The following is a 15,632-nucleotide window of genomic DNA, read 5'->3' on the forward strand; positions in this document are numbered from 1 at the left end:
GACAATGGTCACGGCTGAACGGAGGGGCGATGGCGGCGACGATCCGGGACGTGGCGCGCATCGCGGGCGTCACCCCGAGCACCGTCTCGTACGCGCTGTCCGGGAAGCGCGCGATCTCCGAGGAGACGCGGGAGCGCATCCAGAAGGCCATCGTCGAGCTCGACTTCACGCCCAACGCCGGGGCGCGAGCGCTGGCCCTCTCGCAGACGAACGTCTTGGGCCTCTTCCTGCAGTTCCAGGAGGACGAGTTCGCGCCGGCGATGCTGCAGTACGTGCTCCCCGTCTCCACCACGGCGCGCACCCACGGCTTCGATCTGCTGATGGTGACCGATCCGGATGTGGAGGCGGCCATCCGGCGCACGACATCGTCGGCCATGGTGGACGGCGTCGTGCTCCTCGACGTGACCTACGACGACCCGCGGCTCGAACCGCTGCGGCAGACGCGGCAGCCGGTCGCCTTGATCGGCTACGCCCGCGACGCCGAGGGCTTCGATGCGGTCGACCTCGATTTCGGCGAGGCCGCGCGGATCGCGCTGGACCACCTCGCCGAGCTGGGCCACCGCGAGATCCTGCTCGTCACCCCGCCGCGCCACGTCTCGGAGCGCGGCGGCTCGTACGCCTGGCGGTTCCGCGATTCCGCGGCCGAGCGCGCGGCGCGGCACGGCATCCAGCTCCACATCGTCGAGGGCGACTCGCGGCAGCCGGCGCTCGGCGAGGCGTTGACCTCGGCGCTCGACCGGTTCCCGCGCGCGACCGCGATCGTGGTGCACAACGACGCCACGATCGCCGCGCTGCCCTCGCTGTTGCGGGAGCGCGGGATCTCCGTGCCGGACGACCTCTCGGTGGTCGGCATGTTCTCGGCGGAGTTCGGCAACTCCTTCTCCCTGCCGTACACGGCGGTGGACACGCGGCCCGAGGTGCTGGGGGAGTGGGCGGTCTCGCGGCTGGTCGAGCGCATCGCCGACCCCGACGGCGCGGACGCGCCGCAGGTGCGCCTCATCGAGCCGGGCTTCGTCGACCGAGGCAGCACGCGCGCAGTCTCCTGACGCCGCCCTAGGGGTGTCGAAGCGGTTCGTCACGGCGTGTACCCGTGTGGAATCCGGAGCGTCGGACGCCCTGATGTCACCCCTTTCGCGGGCAGAATGCAACGATTCGGCATGAATCGAAGCGGTTCGACTTGTGCGACGCTTCTCGGTGCGCTACTTTCATCGAAGCGGTTCGACACGAACCGACTTTCCGACGATGTGGAGGAGGGACGATGGCCGTCACCATCACCGATGTGGCCCGCGCTGCCGGCGTCTCCACGAGCACCGTCTCCTACGCGCTCTCGGGCAAGCGGTCCATCTCCGACGACACCCGGCGCCGCATCGACGAGGCCATCACCTCCCTCGGCTTCATCGTCAACGCCGGCGCCCGCGCCCTGGCGACCTCGCAGACCATGGTGGTCGGCCTGTTCACGCAGTTCCACGCCGACGAGTTCGCCCCGGCGATGTTCGAGTACATCCTCCCGGTGTCCGACACGGCCCGCGAGCTCGGCTACGACATCCTGCTGGTCACCGAGCTCGACAGCGTCTCGGCGCTGCGCCGCGTGACCAGCTCCGGGATGGTGGACGGGGTCGTGCTCCTCGACGTCGTGCATGAGGACCCACGCCTGACGGCCCTCCGCGAGGCGCCGCAGCCCGGGGCCCTGGTCGGGCTGCCGAAGCACACCGAAGGCCTCGACGTGTTCGACCTCGATTTCGGGGAGTCGGCGCGCATGCTCGTCGACCACCTGCACGCTCGCGGCCACCGCGAGATCATCGTCGTGTCCCCGCCGCTGCACGTGTTCGAGCGCGGCGGCGCCTATGGCTGGCGCTTCCGCGACGCTGCGCTTGAGCGCGGCGCCCGCTACGGCCTCCAGATGCATGCCTATTACGGCGAGTCCCGCCAGCCGGAGATCGGCCGCAGCATCAACGCGATGCTCGACGCCCGGCCGAGCGCCACCGCGCTCATCGTCCACAACGACGCCACGATCGCGGCGCTCCCGTCGGTGCTGACCGCCCGCGGCGTCCGCGTCCCCGACGACCTCTCCGTCGTCAGCCTGTATGCCACCAACTTCGGCCGGGCCTTCTCGCTGCCCTACACGGCGGTCGAGAGCTCACCCGACGAGCTGGGCCGCTCCGCGGTCCGGCAGCTCGTCCGGCGGATCACCTCCCCCGATCTCGCCGGCCCGGCGGTGACGAGATTCGTCGCCCCGGAACTCACCGACCGCGGGAGCACCCGATGAACCGCTCCACGCAGCCCGCTCAGCGCCCAGCGACCGGTACCACCCGAATGCACGATTCAAGGAGGAATACTGTGATCACCAAGAAGACCTCGCGCCTCGTCGGCGCGGCGGTCGTCGCCGTCGCGGTCGTCGCCGGCGTCGCCGCCTGCTCCGGCTCCGGGTCCGGATCCGGCAGCAGTGCCGGCGGGACCTACACGTTCTGGGACCCGTACCCGCAGTTCGACGCGTCCGCCGACTGGACGAAGCTCGTCGAGCAGTGCGGCACGGACGCCGGCGTCACCATCAAGCGCACCGGCTACGACACCAGCGACCTGACCAACAAGGCGCTCCTCGCCGGTCAGCAGGGCAACTCGCCCGACCTGCTCCTGGTCGACAACCCCGTGGTGTCGACGCTCGCGGACGCGGGGATCCTGACCAGCACGGCCGAGAACAAGCTCGACACGTCCGAGATCCAGAAGAACATCCTGGCCGCCGGACAGTTGGACGGGAAGACCTACGGCGTCCCGATCGGCGCGAACACCCTGGCGCTGTACTACAACAAGGCCGTGCTGAACGCCGCCGGCGTCGACATCGCGACGGTGAAGGACTGGAGCTCGCTCACCGACGCCCTCGCGAAGGTCACGGCGGCGGGCAAGAAGGGCATCACCTTCTCGGCCATCGGCACCGAGGAGGGCAGCTTCCAGTTCCTCCCCTGGTTCTGGGGCTCCGGCGCGGACCTCAAGAAGCTCGACTCGGACGACGCCGTGAAGTCGCTCACGCTGTGGACCGACTGGCTGAAGAAGGGCTACGCGCCCAACTCGGTCATCAACAACACGCAGACGACCTCGTGGCAGGAGTTCGCCACCGGTGACTACGCCTTCGGCGAGAACGGCACCTGGCAGCTCGGGAACGTGAAGAAGGCCGGCATCGACTACGGCATCCTCACGATCCCCGGCGCGGACGGCAGCGCCGCCCCGGCCCCGACCGGCGGCGAGTTCATGACCATCCCGGTGCAGAAGGACACGGCGCGCTACGCCACCTCCAAGAAGATCGCCGAGTGCCTGACCAGCACCAAGAGCTTCGTGAAGACCGACACCACGCTCTCCTACATCGCCCCGACCGAGGCGGCGCAGAAGGAGCAGGTCGCGGCCAACCCGGAGCTGCAGCCCTGGGTGGACGCGGTGGCCGCAGCCAAGGGACGCACCAGCGACAACCTGGGCACGAACTACCCGAAGATCTCGAAGGAGCTGTGGACCGCCGTGCAGAACGCGCTCAGCGGGTCGCAGTCTCCGGAGGACGCGCTGAAGGCCGCGCAGACGGCCGCTGCAACCGCCACCAAGTAATCCCCGCTCACGCACTGAGGACCCCCCGATGACAACTACTCAGACAGCGTCGCGCAGCACCGCCGGGCGCGCGGGCGGGACGGCTCGGGCAGCCGTCTCGTCCGTGCCCCGGCGGCCCCGCCGCCGCGGCCAGTGGGCCGCCTGGGCGTTCCTGGCGCCCGTGGTGATCTACCTGGTCGTCTTCTACGCCTACCCGCTCTACCGCAACGTCGAGCTCAGCGTCCGCGACTACACCGTCCGCTCCTTCGTCATGGGGGATGCGCCCTTCGTCGGGCTCGACAACTACGTGAAGGTGCTGCAGGACCCGACCTTCGGGCCGGCGTTCTGGCACACCGCCGTCTTCACCCTCGTCTCGATCGCGTTCCAGTTCACGATCGGGCTGGCGCTGGCGGTCTTCTTCCACCAGAACTTCCGGCTATCGGGCACCCTTCGCGCGCTGTTCCTGGTGCCGTGGCTACTGCCGCTCATCGTGTCCGCGTCCACCTGGTCGTGGATGCTGAACAGCGACTCCGGCGTCGTCAACGCGGCGCTCGAGGCCTTCGGCCTGCCCGGCATCAACTGGCTGACCTCGCCGGACTGGGCGCTCACGAGCGTCATCATCGCCAACATCTGGATCGGCATCCCGTTCAACCTGGTGATCCTCTACTCGGGGCTCCAGAACATCCCGTCGGAGCTGTACGAAGCGGCCGCCATCGACGGCGCGAACGGGTGGCAGCGCTTCTGGCGGGTCACGTTCCCGCTGCTGCGGCCGGTGTCGGCGATCACCCTCCTGCTCGGGCTCGTCTACACGCTCAAGGTGTTCGACATCATCTGGATCATGACCCGCGGAGGGCCCGGAACCGCCTCGACGACCTTCGCCACCTGGTCGTACCAGCTGGGCTTCGCGTCCACGCTCCCGGACTTCAGCCCGGCGGCCGCGGTGGGCAACCTGCTCATCATCCTGGCGCTCGTCTTCGGCTTCGTCTACATCTACACACAGAGGAAGCAGGACATCGCATGAACGGCCGCCGGCCCTGGTGGAAGACCGTCGTGGGCGTCGCGCTCACGCTGATCATGCTCTTCCCCGTCTACTGGATGATCAACGTCTCGCTCACGCCGACCAGCCTGATGCGCAAGAGCCCGCCGGACCTGTTCCCGATCCACGCGACGTTCGAGGGCTACCAGGCGGTGCTCGACCAGCAGCTGCCCTATCTCGCCACCAGCCTGCTCGTCGGGCTGGGGACCGTCGTGCTGACCGTCGCGATCTCGGCGCCCGCCGCCTACTCGCTGGCGAAGCTGCGCCCGCGCGGGCGAGGCGCGCTCAACTTCGTGCTGCTGATCGCACAGATGATCCCCGGGATCATCATGGCGATGGGTTCTACGCGATCTATCTGAACCTCGGCATCCTGAACACGGTCTGGGGCCTGATCATCGCGGACTCCACGATCGCGGTGCCGTTCGGCGTGCTGATCTTCAGCGCGTTCATGGCCGGCATCCCCGACGAGCTGATGAACGCCGCGAAGATCGACGGCGCGAGCACCTGGCGCACTTTCCGCTCGATCGTGCTGCCGGTCAGCCGCAACTCGATCGTCACCGTCTCGCTCTTCGCGTTCCTGTGGGCGTGGTCGGACTTCGTCTTCGCGTCGACGCTCAACAGCGGCGGCTCGATGCAGACCATCACCCTCGGCATCTACCGGTACATCGGCAACAACAACCAGGAGTGGAACGCGATCATGGCGACGGCGGTCGTGGCGTCCATCCCCGCCGCTGTGCTGCTCGTACTCGCCCAGCGCTACGTCGCCGCCGGTGTCACGGCCGGCGCGGTGAAGGACTGACGATGGCGGCGACCGATATCGCCCTCGACCTGCGCGAACTGCCGTTCTCGCTGCGCGGATCGTGGCTCGACCTCTCGCCGGTGATCGGGACGCATCAGACGGCTGCCGACGTGCACCTCGTGTCGCACGTGACGGGGATGCACCCGGTGCTGCGGCTGGTGCCGGAGGCCGGTGACGACGTGCGCGTCACCGCGTCGGCATCCCGCGTCGCCTGGACCGGGGGAAACGGCCGGGTGGAGGCGGTCTTCGAGAGCACGAGCGCGTTGCGCTTCCGCGGCAGCGGGCTCGGGATGCGGTTCGCCGCCTCCGACGAACTGACACCGTTCACGGGCGGCTACCTCTTCACGGACCCTGTCGACGGCGCGATCGTGCTGACCAGCTACGAGACGGGACGCCGCTACCGGTTCACCGTGCTGAGCGGGCGGGCGGAGGTCGTCGGCGACGGGGAGCTCGGAGCGGCGGACCGTGAGGTGGTCTTCACGGCGTCCGACTGGGAGGTGCGGGTCTCCGAGACGGAGACCGCGCAGGCGACCCCGGTGCCCGCGCTGGGGTTCGACGACCTCGTCGAGCTCCGCCGCGGCGAGTTCGCCCGCTACGCCGAGGCCGTCGCCGGACCCGGTGCGGCGCCCACGGCGGTCAAGGCCGCCTATGTGCTGTGGTCGGCGACCGTCGAGCCTGCGGGCTTCGTCGGCCGCGAGGCGGTGCTGATGTCGAAGCACTGGATGGACAAGGTGTGGTCGTGGGACCACTGCTTCAACGCCCTCGCGCTCGCCCCGCTGGACACGGGGGCCGCGCTCGACCAGTTCCTGCTGCCGTTCGACCACCAGGACGCGTCGGGCGCGCTCCCGGATTCGATGACGCATTCGGAAGTGCTCTACAACTTCGTCAAGCCGCCGATCCACGGGTGGGCGTTCGCCCGGCTGCGGGAGCGGCTTGCATCCCCGCTCGATCCGGACGCCCTGCGAACGGTCTACGCACGGCTGGCCGTGTGGACGCGGTTCTGGCTGGACAGCCGCCGCGCTCCCGGTCACGCGCTCCCGTACTACCAGCACGGCAACGACAGCGGGTGGGACAACGCCACGCTGTTCGACCGCGCGCGGGTCGTCGAGTCGCCGGATCTCGCGGCGTTCCTCATCCTTCAGCTGGACGCGCTCGCCGCTCTCGCCCGGGAACTCGGCGAGTCGCCGGACGAGTGGGACGACGACCGGATCGTGGTCGAGCGGGCTCTGTACGACCAGCTCTGGACCGTCGACGGCTTCGTCGCCCGCGGGGTCTCGGACGGCGAGCCGTCGACCGCCACGAGCCTGCTCGCCTCCCTCCCGATCGTGCTCGGGGAATGGCTGCCCGCCGACATCGCAGACCGCCTCGCCACGTCGATCGAGCACCGGCTGACGGAGTGGGGTCCCGCCACCGAGCCCCCGGACTCCCCGCTGTACGAGCCCGACGGCTACTGGCGCGGACCGGTGTGGGCGCCCTCCACCTACCTGATCGTGGACGGGCTGCGCCGGGCGGGACGCTCGGCACTGGCCGATCGCGTCGCGCGGGCGTTCCTCGCGGCCTGCGAGCGCTCCGGCTTCGCCGAGAACTTCGACGCGCTCACCGGAGAGGGCCTGCGCGACCGCGCGTACACCTGGACGGCGGCCGTCTACCTGCTCCTCGCCTCCGGCGACCGACCCTCGGGAGAGAGATGACCGACACCATCCGAAGCACAGCCGCCGGTGGACCGGTCGTGCCGTCCCGTTCGCTGCTGCGCCCGCTCGGCGCGCAGGAGCTGCGCGTCGTCGGCGGCTTCTGGGGCCGCATCCAGGCGCTGAACGCGTCCACGATCATCGCGCACTGCGAGCGCTGGATGGAGCGGATCGGGTGGATCGGCAACTTCGACCGCGCCGCCGACGGCACGATCGCCGACCACCACGACGGCATCGAGTTCGTCGATTCTGAGGTCTACAAGCTGCTCGAGGCGATGGCGTGGGAGCTCGGCCGCAGCGCCGATCCCGCGCTCGAGGGCCGGTATCGCTCCCTTGTGGATCGGGTGGCGGCCGCTCAGGAGCCCGACGGCTACCTCCACACCGCCTTCGGGCGGCCCGGCCAGCGCCCGCGTTACAGCGATCTGGAGTGGGGGCACGAGCTGTACTGCTTCGGGCATCTCTTTCAGGCGGCCGTCGCGCGAGCCCGGAGCGGGCATCAGGACGACATGCTTGTCACGGTCGCGCGCCGCCTGGCGGACCACGTCGTCCGGGAGTTCGGCTCGGACGGCCGGGACGCGATCTGCGGCCATCCGGAGATCGAGACCGCGCTCGTGGAGCTCGGCCGAACGCTGGGAGATGCGCGATACGTCGAGCAGGCGCGGCTGTTCGTCGAGCGCCGCGGACGACGGACGCTCGCGACGACCCTGTTCCAGGGCAGCGATTACTTCCTCGACGACGTGCCGGTGCGCGAGGCGAGGGTTCTCCGCGGCCACGCGGTTCGCGCAGCGTACTTCGCGTCCGGCGCGCTGGATGTGGCGGTCGAGACCGGGGACGACGCCCTGCTCGCCGCAGTGGCGGAGCAGTGGCGCGCCACGGTCGCCCACCGGACCTACCTCACCGGAGGCATCGGCGCACACCACCAGAACGAGGAGTTCGGGGCGGACGACGAGCTCCCGCCCGACCGCGCGTACGCCGAGACGTGCGCGGCCATCGGCTCCGTGATGGTGGGGTGGAGGCTGCTGCTGCAGACCGGCCGCGCCCACCACGCGGATCTGATCGAGCGGACGCTGCTCAACGCCGTGCTCGTCTCGCCGCGGGAGGACGGCGAGGCCTTCTTCTACGCCAACACGTTGCACCAGCGGCAGCTCGCCTCCGAGACGGACGACGACGAGCTGAGCGAGCGCGCCGAGGCGAGCCTCCGCGCGGCCTGGTTCGAGGTCTCGTGCTGCCCCACGAACGTGGCGCGGACGCTGGCCGGGGTGGCCTCGTACTTCGCGACCGCGGACGACGACGGGGTGCAGCTCCACCAGTACGGCGACGTCGACCTCGACACCGGGCTGCCGGACGGACGGTCGATTTCCCTCCGTGTCCGCTCCGGATATCCGTACGACGGCCGCGTCGTGGTGACCGTCGACCGTGACGCCGAGTTCACCCTGTCGCTGCGCATCCCGGCCTGGTCCACAGGTCGCGCGCGTCTCACGGTGGCGGGCGCGGAGGTGCCCGTCGTCGGCGACACGGCCCGCGTGCACCGCGCCTTCACGAGCGGCGACGAGATCGTGCTCGAGCTCGACGTCGCGCCCCGCTTCACGGTGGCGGCGGCAGGGATCGACGCGGTGCGCGGGACGGTCGCGGTCGAGCGCGGTCCGCTCGTGCTGTGCCTGGAGTCGCCCGATCTCCCTGAGGACGTCCGCTTCGAGGACGTCCGTCTCGATCCGTCCCGTGCGCCCGCGCCGACCGAGCGGGGTGCGCGCGTCGACCTGGTCGTCGCGGACCCGGTCCCGGATGCGGACTGGCCGTATCGGCGGCTGGACGCGGACGCTCCGGCATCCGCCCGACGGAGCGTGAGCGCAGAGTTGGTCCCGTACGCCTCCTGGGCGAACCGCGGACCCGGCCTGATGCGGGTGTGGATCCCCGCCGCGGGCTGACGACGCTCGGCTGCCGGCGAGTCATCGGGGCCGGCAGCCGAGTCCTCGGGGTGGCCCCGGCGCTCCCGCCGGGGCTACCCTCCCCTCGGAAGGGAGCGCCATGACGTTCCGTGAGCTGCACGACGCCGACGAGCCGCTGCTGCTGCCCAACGCCTGGGACGTCGGGTCGGCGCTCGCCTTCGACGCCGCCGGCTTCCCCGCGATCGGGACGACGAGCTTCGGCGTGAACGCGTCCGCTGGGCGCCCGGACGCCGAAGGCTCGAGCCGGGACGCGACGGTCGCTCTGGTCCGGGCGATCATCGCGCTGCCGGCGTACATCACCGCCGACATCGAGGACGGCTTCAGCGACGACCCGGCCGAGGTCGCCGATCTCGTCGCGGGGCTGGGGGCCGACGGCGTCAACCTCGAGGACTCGGCGGACGGGCGGCTGGTCGACCCCGCCATCCCCGCGGCCAAGATCGCCGCCATCCGGGAGGCCGCGCCGGACGTCTTCGTCAACGCGCGCGTCGACTCCTACTGGTTCCACGAGGACGACACCGTGGAGGCGGTGGTCGAGCGTGCGAAACGCTACGCCGATGCAGGCGCCGACGGTGTCTTCGTGCCCGGAGTCACCGATCCCGCTGCGATCGCCGAGCTCGCGGCCGCCATCCCGCTGCCCCTGAACGTGCTCGTCGTGCCGGGTCTGACCCTCGACGACCTCCAGAGCCTGGGCGTGCGCCGGGTGAGCACGGGGTCGCTGCCGTATCGCGTCGCGATCGACGCGGCGGTGGATGTGGCCGAAGCACTGCGTGAGCGGCGCGAGGTGCCGTCGGCGACATCCTATGCGGTGGCCCAGCAGCGGCTCGTGGACTTCGCCCGGTCGACCCAGCGCGGATAATATGGTCGCGTCCGGCGCCTGACCGCCGGTGCTCGGAAAAGGGGCACGAAGCGCCGCAGGGATGCGGTGGCGAGACACATACGGAATCGTCCCTCCGTCGTCTCGAAAGGCTTTGCCATGCCCTCCGTCTCCTCCCACGTCGCCGCCACCCTCGCCCGCCACGTCGATCACGTCTTCGGGGTGATGGGCAACGGCAACGCCCACTTCCTGGATGCGCTCGAGCGGCAGCGCGGCGGCGAGTACTGCGCCATGCGCCACGAGGCCGGCGCGGTCGTCGCAGCGGACGCGTACTTCCGCGCCTCCGGCCGCCTCGCCGCGGCCACCGCGACCTACGGCGCCGGCTTCACCAACACGCTGACGGCGCTCGCCGAGGCGGTGCAGGCGCACATCCCGCTCATCCTCGTCGTCGGCGACGAGCCCACCTCCGGGCCGCGGCCGTGGGACGTCGACCAGATCGCCCTCGCGGCCGCGGTCGGCGCGCGCACGTACACCGTCGGGCGTGCGGACGCCGCGGCGACGACCGCCATCGCCGTCGAGCACGCGCTGACCTACCGGGTGCCGACCGTGCTGGCGATCCCGTACGATGTCGCGACCCGGGATGCCGGACCTATCCCCGAGGCGCCGGAGCCCGTGCTGCCCGCGCCGAGCGCGCCCGGCGACGCCTTCGCCCAGGCCGCCGTCGCGGACGCCGCGGCCGCGCTCGCCCGGGCGTCCCGTCCGCTGCTCCTCGCGGGTCGCGGGGCGTGGCTCGCGGGCGCCGGCCCCGCGCTCGGCGCGCTCGCCGATGCGACCGGCGCGCTCACCGCGTCCACCGCACTCGGACGCGGCGTGTTCCCCGACGAGCGGTACGACCTGGGCGTGACCGGAGGCTTCGGGGCCGAGGGCGCGATGGAGCTGATCCGGTCCGCCGACGTGGCGGTCGTCTTCGGGGCGTCGCTCAACCAGTTCACGATGCGGTTCGGCGAGCTGTTCGCGCCGGGCACACGCATCATCCAGGTCGACACCCGTCCGGCGGCGACCCACCCGCACGTCGGCTCCTACCTGCGCGGGGATGCGCGGCTCATCGCCGAGGCGCTGGTCTCCTCACTCGCCGAGGCCGGAGCGGCGCCATCGGGATGGCGGGAGTCGGTGGATGCGGCACGTGCGCGACAGCATCCCGTCGGCGACGGCCTCGCCGCGGACGGCCGCCTCGACCCCCGCACGGCGGCGGCCCGGATCGGCGAGCTGCTGCCCGCGGACCGCGTCGTCGTCTCCGACGGCGGCCACTTCATCGGCTGGGCGAACATGTACTGGCCGGTCACGACTCCGGACCGCATGATCATGGTCGGCACGGCCTATCAGTCGATCGGGCTCGGCTGGCCGAGCGTCCCGGGCGCCGCGCTCGCGCATCCCGAGTCGACCATCGTGCTGACGACCGGCGACGGCGGCGGCCTCATGGCGCTCGCCGACCTGGAGTCGGCGGTGCGGGTCGCGGGCGGACGCGGACTCGCGGTCGTCTGGAACGACGCGGCCTACGGCGCGGAGGTCAACCTGTACGGGCTGAAGGGGCTCGCGCAGGGCCCGATGCGGATCCCCGAGGTCGACTTCGCGGCGCTCGGGCGGGCGGTCGGCGCGGAGGGCGTCGTCGTCCGCACCCCCGAGGACCTCGAAGCGCTGGCCGACTGGGCCGCGCGCCCGGCGAGCGAGCGCCCCTTCCTCGTCCTCGACCTCCGCATCTCCGGCGACGTGATCGCCCCGTACCAGCACGAGATCATCCGCGTGAACTCCTGACCCGCAGCCGCCGAGCACAGGAAAAACGTCGCCGATTCGCCCGAAGCGGAGCGTTTTTCCTGTGCTCGCGGGCTGGTCAGAGGCCGCGGGCGAGGCGGTAGTAGGCGGCGTTCCAGTCGAGCTCGCGGCCGAAGTCGCGGAGCGTGGTGGAGTCGTCGATGACCAACAGCTCAGTGCGGGCGAGGCGGGCGAAGTCCGCGAACGCCGCTACGCCGACCGCCGTGCTCATCACCGTGTGGTGCGCCGCGCCGGCCTCCAGCCACGCGGTCGCGGACGTCGTGAAGTCGGGCGCCGGCTTCCAGACCGCGCGACCGACGGGCAGCTTCGGCAGCGGAGCGGTCGGCTCGACCACCTCCACGACGTTGGCCACCAGCCGGAACCGGTCGCGCATGTCCGACAGCGCGACGACGACCGCCGGACCCGGGTCCGCGGTGAACACCAGGCGCACGGGGTCGTCCTTGCCGCCGATCCCGAGCGGGTGCACCTCCAGCGTCGGCCGGGCGCTCGTGAGCGACGGCGACACCTCCAGCATGTGGGCGCCCAGGATGCGCTCGTCGCCGGGCGTGAGGTCGTAGGTGTAGTCCTCCATCAGCGAGGCGCCGCCCGGCAGTCCCGCACCCATGACGTTGGCGGCGCGCACCAGGATCGCGGTCTTCCAGTCGCCCTCGGCGCCGAAGCCGTAGCCCTCCGCCATGAGGCGCTGCACCGCGAGGCCCGGCAGCTGCTTCAGCGCGCCGAGGTCCTCGAAGCTGGTCGTGAAGGCGCCGAAGCCGCCCTCCTCGAGGAACGACCGCAGGCCCAGCTCGATCGCGGCGCCATCGCGGAGCGACTGGTGGCGGTCCCCGTCGCGGCGCAGCTCCGGCGTCACGTCGTACAGCTCCTCGTACTCGGCGACCAGCGCGTCCACCTCCGCCTCGGAGGCGGCGGCCACGGCGTCGGCGAGGTCGTTGACGCCCCAGGTGTTCACCTGCACGCCGAAGACATGCTCCGCCTCGGTCTTGTCGCCCTCGGTCACCGCGACGAAGCGCATGTTGTCGCCGAAGCGCGCCAGCTTCAGGGACCGGGTGGCCGCCCATCCTGCCGCTGCGCGCATCCACGTGCCGATGCGGGCGGTGACGGCCGGGTTCGACACGTGGCCGACGACGGTCGTGCGCGGGACGGCGAGCCGGGTCTGGATGTAGCCGAACTCGCGGTCGCCGTGCGCCGCCTGGTTCAGGTTCATGAAGTCGAAGTCGATCTCGCCCCACGGCAGCTCGACGTTCGCCTGGGTGTGGAGGTGCAGCAGCGGCTTCTGCAGCGCGTCGAGGCCGGCGATCCACATCTTCGCGGGGCTGAAGGTGTGCATCCACGCGATCAGGCCGATCACGGCGTCGTTGGCGTTGGCGTCCAGCATCGTGCGGCGGATCGCGTCGGAGTCGGTCAGCACCGGCTTCCAGACCACGCGCACGGGGACGTCGGCGGCGGCGCCGAGCTGGTCGGCGATGGCACGCGACTGGTCGGCGACCTGGGCGAGCGTCTCGGGCCCGTACAGGTGCTGGCTGCCGGTGAGGAACCAGACCTCGTAACCGTCGAGGGAGGTGGTGAGCTTCGGCATCAGGAGAGGGATCCTTCCGGGGACTGTCCGTAGACGTTCTGGTAGCGGTCGAAGAGTCGGTCGATCGACTCCTGCGGGATGGGGACGAGGGGACCGCCCTGACGGGCGAGGTGGACGGTGCGGGCGACGTCCTCGGCCATGACGGCGGCCTTGACGGCGTCGCGCGCATCCCGGCCGATGGTGAAGACGCCGTGGTTCTGCATCAGCACCGCGCGGCTGCGGTGGCCGGTCAGCGTCTGCACGATGCCGCGGCCGATGGAGTCGTCGCCGATGATCGCGAAGGGTCCGACAGGGATGTCTCCGCCGAACTCGTCCGCCATCGCGGTGATCACGCACGGGATGGGCTCCGCCCGCGCCGCCCAGGCCGTCGCGTAGGTGGAGTGCGTGTGGACGACGCCGCCGACCTCCGGCATGTTGCGGTAGACGTAGGCGTGCGCCGCCGTGTCCGACGAGGGCGACCGATCGCTGCCGAGCGAGCCGGGGACCACCTCGCCGTCGAGGGTGCAGAGGATCATGTTCTCGGGCGTCAGGTCGTCGTAGTCGACCCCGCTCGGCTTGATGACGAACAGGTCCTCACCGGGGACGCGTCCGGACACGTTGCCGCCCGTCCACACGACGAGGCCGTAGCGGACGAGTTCGGCGTGCAGCGCGGCCACCTGCTCGCGAGTGGTGCGGACGGCGGTGTCGAAGGCGGTCATGCGGAGGCTCCTTCCACGGGCAGAGCGTCGATCGCGGTGCGCTCGACGGCGAGGCCCGCCTGGTAGCGGTCGAGGTACCGGGCGAACCCGGAGACGTCGTCGGGATGCGGGTTGGTCGTCTCGAAGGCGAAGCCGCCGAAGACGCGGTGCTGGAGGTACGCGTCCAGCGCGGTCCCGTCGGCGGCGGCGGGAGGTAGGCGGCGAGCACCGCGATGCCCCAGGCGCCGCCCTCCGAGGCGGTGTCGGCGACGGACACGGGCGCGTCGAGCGCGCCGGCGAGGAACCGCTGCGCGACACCGGCGGTGCGGAACATGCCGCCGTGGGCGAACATCCGGTCGAGCGCCACGCCCTCGTCGTGGAGGACGCGCATCCCGAGCGCCAGCGTGCCGAACACGCTGTAGAGCTGGACGCGCACGAAGTTCGCGAGGGTGAGGCGGCTGTCCGGGGTGCGGACGACCAGCGGACGCCCCTCCGCGAGTCCGGCGATCGGCTCGCCCGCGAGGTGGTTGTAGGCGAGCAGGCCGCCGCCGTCGGCGTCACCGCCCAGCGCCTCCCGGAACAGCGTCTCGTAGACGGCGTCCGTCGAGACCGGGGCGCCGGAGGCCTCGGCGAAGCGGCCGAAGAGCCCCGCCCATCCCGCCAGCTCGCTCGCGCCGTTGTTGCAGTGCACCATCGCGACGAGGTCGCCGGCGGGCGTGGTGACGAGGTCGAGCTCGTGGTGCACGGCGGCGAGCGGCTGCTCGAGCACAACCATCGCGAAGATGCTGGTACCGGCCGAGACGTTGCCGGTGCGCTTCGCGACCGACGCGGTCGCGACCATCCCCGTGCCCGCGTCGCCCTCGGGCGGGCAGAAGGGGATGCCGGGCTGCAACGCGCCGGACGGGTCGAGTAGGGAGGCGCCCTCTGCCGTGAGCTCGCCCGCCGGCTGCCCGGCGACGAGCACCTCGGGAAGCAGTGCGGGCAGGTCGAGGCCGGTGCCGAGGTCGGCGTAGCGGCGCAGCAGCTCGGTGTCGTACGTGTGCGTGGCCGGGTCGATCGGGAACATCCCCGATGCGTCGCCGACGCCGAGCACACGACGCCCGGTCAGCCTCCAGTGCACGTAACCGGCGAGGGTGGTGAACGATGCGAGCTGCGGGATGTGCGGCTCGGCATCCCGCACGGCCTGGTGCAGGTGGGCGATCGACCAGCGCAGCGGGATGTTGACCCCGAACGCCTCGGTCAGCTCCGCCGCCGCCGGCCCGGTGTTCGTGTTGCGCCAGGTGCGGAACGGGACGAGCAGGTCGCCCGCCTCATCGAAGGCGAGGTAGCCGTGCATCATCGCCGAGACGCCGATGGCGCCGATGGTCGCGGGGCGCACACCGTGGCGGCGCTCGGCGTCGGCGACAAGGTCGGCGTACGCGGTCTGGAGGCCGGACCAGACCTCGTCGAGGTCGTAGGTCCAGAGGCGGTCGCGGTAGGTGTTCTCCCACTCGTGGGAGCCGACGGCGAGCACGGACGCGGGGTCGTCGGCGTCGACCAGGCAGGCCTTGATGCGGGTCGAGCCGAACTCGATGCCGAGGGCGGTGCGCCCGGCGGCGATGGCGTCGCGCTGGCGCGGATCCGGCGTGGTCATGGTGCTCCTCACGTCATTGTGACCGGTCACATTGGATCATACGCGACCGCGGCGGCAGGCTGTCAA

Annotated in this window: 10 protein-coding genes and 2 pseudogenes; 9 read left to right on the forward strand and 3 right to left on the reverse strand. The window is 71.3% G+C overall.

Annotation, left to right across the window (positions count from 1 at the left end; genetic code table 11):
* Positions 1 to 29: 29 nt before the first annotated feature.
* The 9 genes and pseudogenes from A0130_14190 to A0130_14230 all read left to right on the forward strand — a co-directional run bounded on the left by A0130_14190 (position 30) and on the right by A0130_14230 (position 11,662).
* Positions 30 to 1,046 carry a transcriptional regulator gene (locus A0130_14190; protein ID ANF32661.1) on the forward strand — a complete coding sequence of 339 codons (1,017 nt, stop codon included), beginning with the start codon at positions 30 to 32 and terminating at the stop codon, positions 1,044 to 1,046.
* Between the two features lie 212 nt (positions 1,047 to 1,258).
* On the forward strand, positions 1,259 to 2,266 hold the full coding sequence (locus A0130_14195) for a transcriptional regulator (protein ID ANF32662.1): 1,008 nt from the start codon (positions 1,259 to 1,261) through the stop codon (positions 2,264 to 2,266).
* Positions 2,267 to 2,313: 47 nt separating this feature from the next.
* Complete coding sequence (locus tag A0130_14200) at positions 2,314 to 3,588, forward strand: ABC transporter substrate-binding protein (GenBank protein ANF32663.1); 1,275 nt, start codon at positions 2,314 to 2,316, stop codon at positions 3,586 to 3,588.
* 28 nt (positions 3,589 to 3,616) lie between these two features.
* Positions 3,617 to 4,588, forward strand: a complete 972-nt coding sequence (locus A0130_14205) for an ABC transporter permease (GenBank protein ANF32664.1) — start codon at positions 3,617 to 3,619, stop codon at positions 4,586 to 4,588.
* Positions 4,585 to 5,402 (forward strand): annotated as a pseudogene (locus A0130_14210) (ABC transporter permease). Before A0130_14205 ends, A0130_14210 begins: the two are co-directional and overlap by 4 nt.
* A gap of 2 nt (positions 5,403 to 5,404) precedes the next feature.
* Entirely contained in the window at positions 5,405 to 7,093 is a 1,689-nt protein-coding gene (locus A0130_14215) for a glycogen debranching protein (protein ANF32665.1), read from the forward strand.
* Positions 7,090 to 9,015, forward strand: coding sequence for a hypothetical protein (locus tag A0130_14220; GenBank protein ANF32666.1), 1,926 nt, complete (start codon positions 7,090 to 7,092; stop codon positions 9,013 to 9,015). Before A0130_14215 ends, A0130_14220 begins: the two co-directional genes overlap by 4 nt.
* A 100-nt stretch (positions 9,016 to 9,115) precedes the next feature.
* Complete coding sequence (locus A0130_14225; protein ANF32667.1) at positions 9,116 to 9,892, forward strand: hypothetical protein; 777 nt, start codon at positions 9,116 to 9,118, stop codon at positions 9,890 to 9,892.
* A 117-nt stretch (positions 9,893 to 10,009) separates the two neighbouring features.
* Positions 10,010 to 11,662, forward strand: a complete 1,653-nt coding sequence (locus A0130_14230) for a thiamine pyrophosphate-binding protein (GenBank protein ID ANF32668.1) — start codon at positions 10,010 to 10,012, stop codon at positions 11,660 to 11,662.
* A 76-nt stretch (positions 11,663 to 11,738) separates the two neighbouring features.
* Here the strand turns inward: A0130_14230 and A0130_14235 are convergent, their stop codons facing one another.
* The 3 genes and pseudogenes from A0130_14235 to A0130_14245 form a co-directional block, all read right to left on the reverse strand.
* A complete protein-coding gene (locus A0130_14235; GenBank protein ANF32669.1) occupies positions 11,739 to 13,256 on the reverse strand; it encodes an L-arabinose isomerase in 1,518 nt (505 codons plus the stop codon).
* A complete protein-coding gene (locus A0130_14240; protein ANF32670.1) occupies positions 13,256 to 13,954 on the reverse strand; it encodes an L-ribulose-5-phosphate 4-epimerase in 699 nt (232 codons plus the stop codon). The genes A0130_14235 and A0130_14240 overlap by 1 nt, the downstream gene beginning before the upstream one ends.
* A pseudogene (locus tag A0130_14245) lies at positions 13,951 to 15,566 on the reverse strand (ATPase). Before A0130_14245 ends, A0130_14240 begins: the two are co-directional and overlap by 4 nt.
* Between the last annotated feature and the right edge of the window lie 66 nt (positions 15,567 to 15,632).

The organism is Leifsonia xyli, assembly GCA_001647635.1.
Classification (GTDB): domain Bacteria; phylum Actinomycetota; class Actinomycetes; order Actinomycetales; family Microbacteriaceae; genus Leifsonia; species Leifsonia xyli_A.

Excerpts from the sequence above, each read along its gene's own strand:
- A0130_14240 (ANF32670.1), bottom strand. The coding sequence starts at position 13,954 with ATGACCGCCTTCGACACCGCCGTCCGCACCACTCGCGAGCAGGTGGCC.
- A0130_14220 (ANF32666.1), top strand. The coding sequence starts at position 7,090 with ATGACCGACACCATCCGAAGCACAGCCGCCGGTGGACCGGTCGTGCCG.
- A0130_14215 (ANF32665.1), top strand. The coding sequence starts at position 5,405 with ATGGCGGCGACCGATATCGCCCTCGACCTGCGCGAACTGCCGTTCTCG.
- A0130_14195 (ANF32662.1), top strand. The coding sequence starts at position 1,259 with ATGGCCGTCACCATCACCGATGTGGCCCGCGCTGCCGGCGTCTCCACG.
- A0130_14205 (ANF32664.1), top strand. The coding sequence starts at position 3,617 with ATGACAACTACTCAGACAGCGTCGCGCAGCACCGCCGGGCGCGCGGGC.
- A0130_14235 (ANF32669.1), bottom strand. The coding sequence starts at position 13,256 with ATGCCGAAGCTCACCACCTCCCTCGACGGTTACGAGGTCTGGTTCCTC.
- A0130_14230 (ANF32668.1), top strand. The coding sequence starts at position 10,010 with ATGCCCTCCGTCTCCTCCCACGTCGCCGCCACCCTCGCCCGCCACGTC.
- A0130_14190 (ANF32661.1), top strand. The coding sequence starts at position 30 with ATGGCGGCGACGATCCGGGACGTGGCGCGCATCGCGGGCGTCACCCCG.
- A0130_14200 (ANF32663.1), top strand. The coding sequence starts at position 2,314 with ATGCACGATTCAAGGAGGAATACTGTGATCACCAAGAAGACCTCGCGC.
- A0130_14225 (ANF32667.1), top strand. The coding sequence starts at position 9,116 with ATGACGTTCCGTGAGCTGCACGACGCCGACGAGCCGCTGCTGCTGCCC.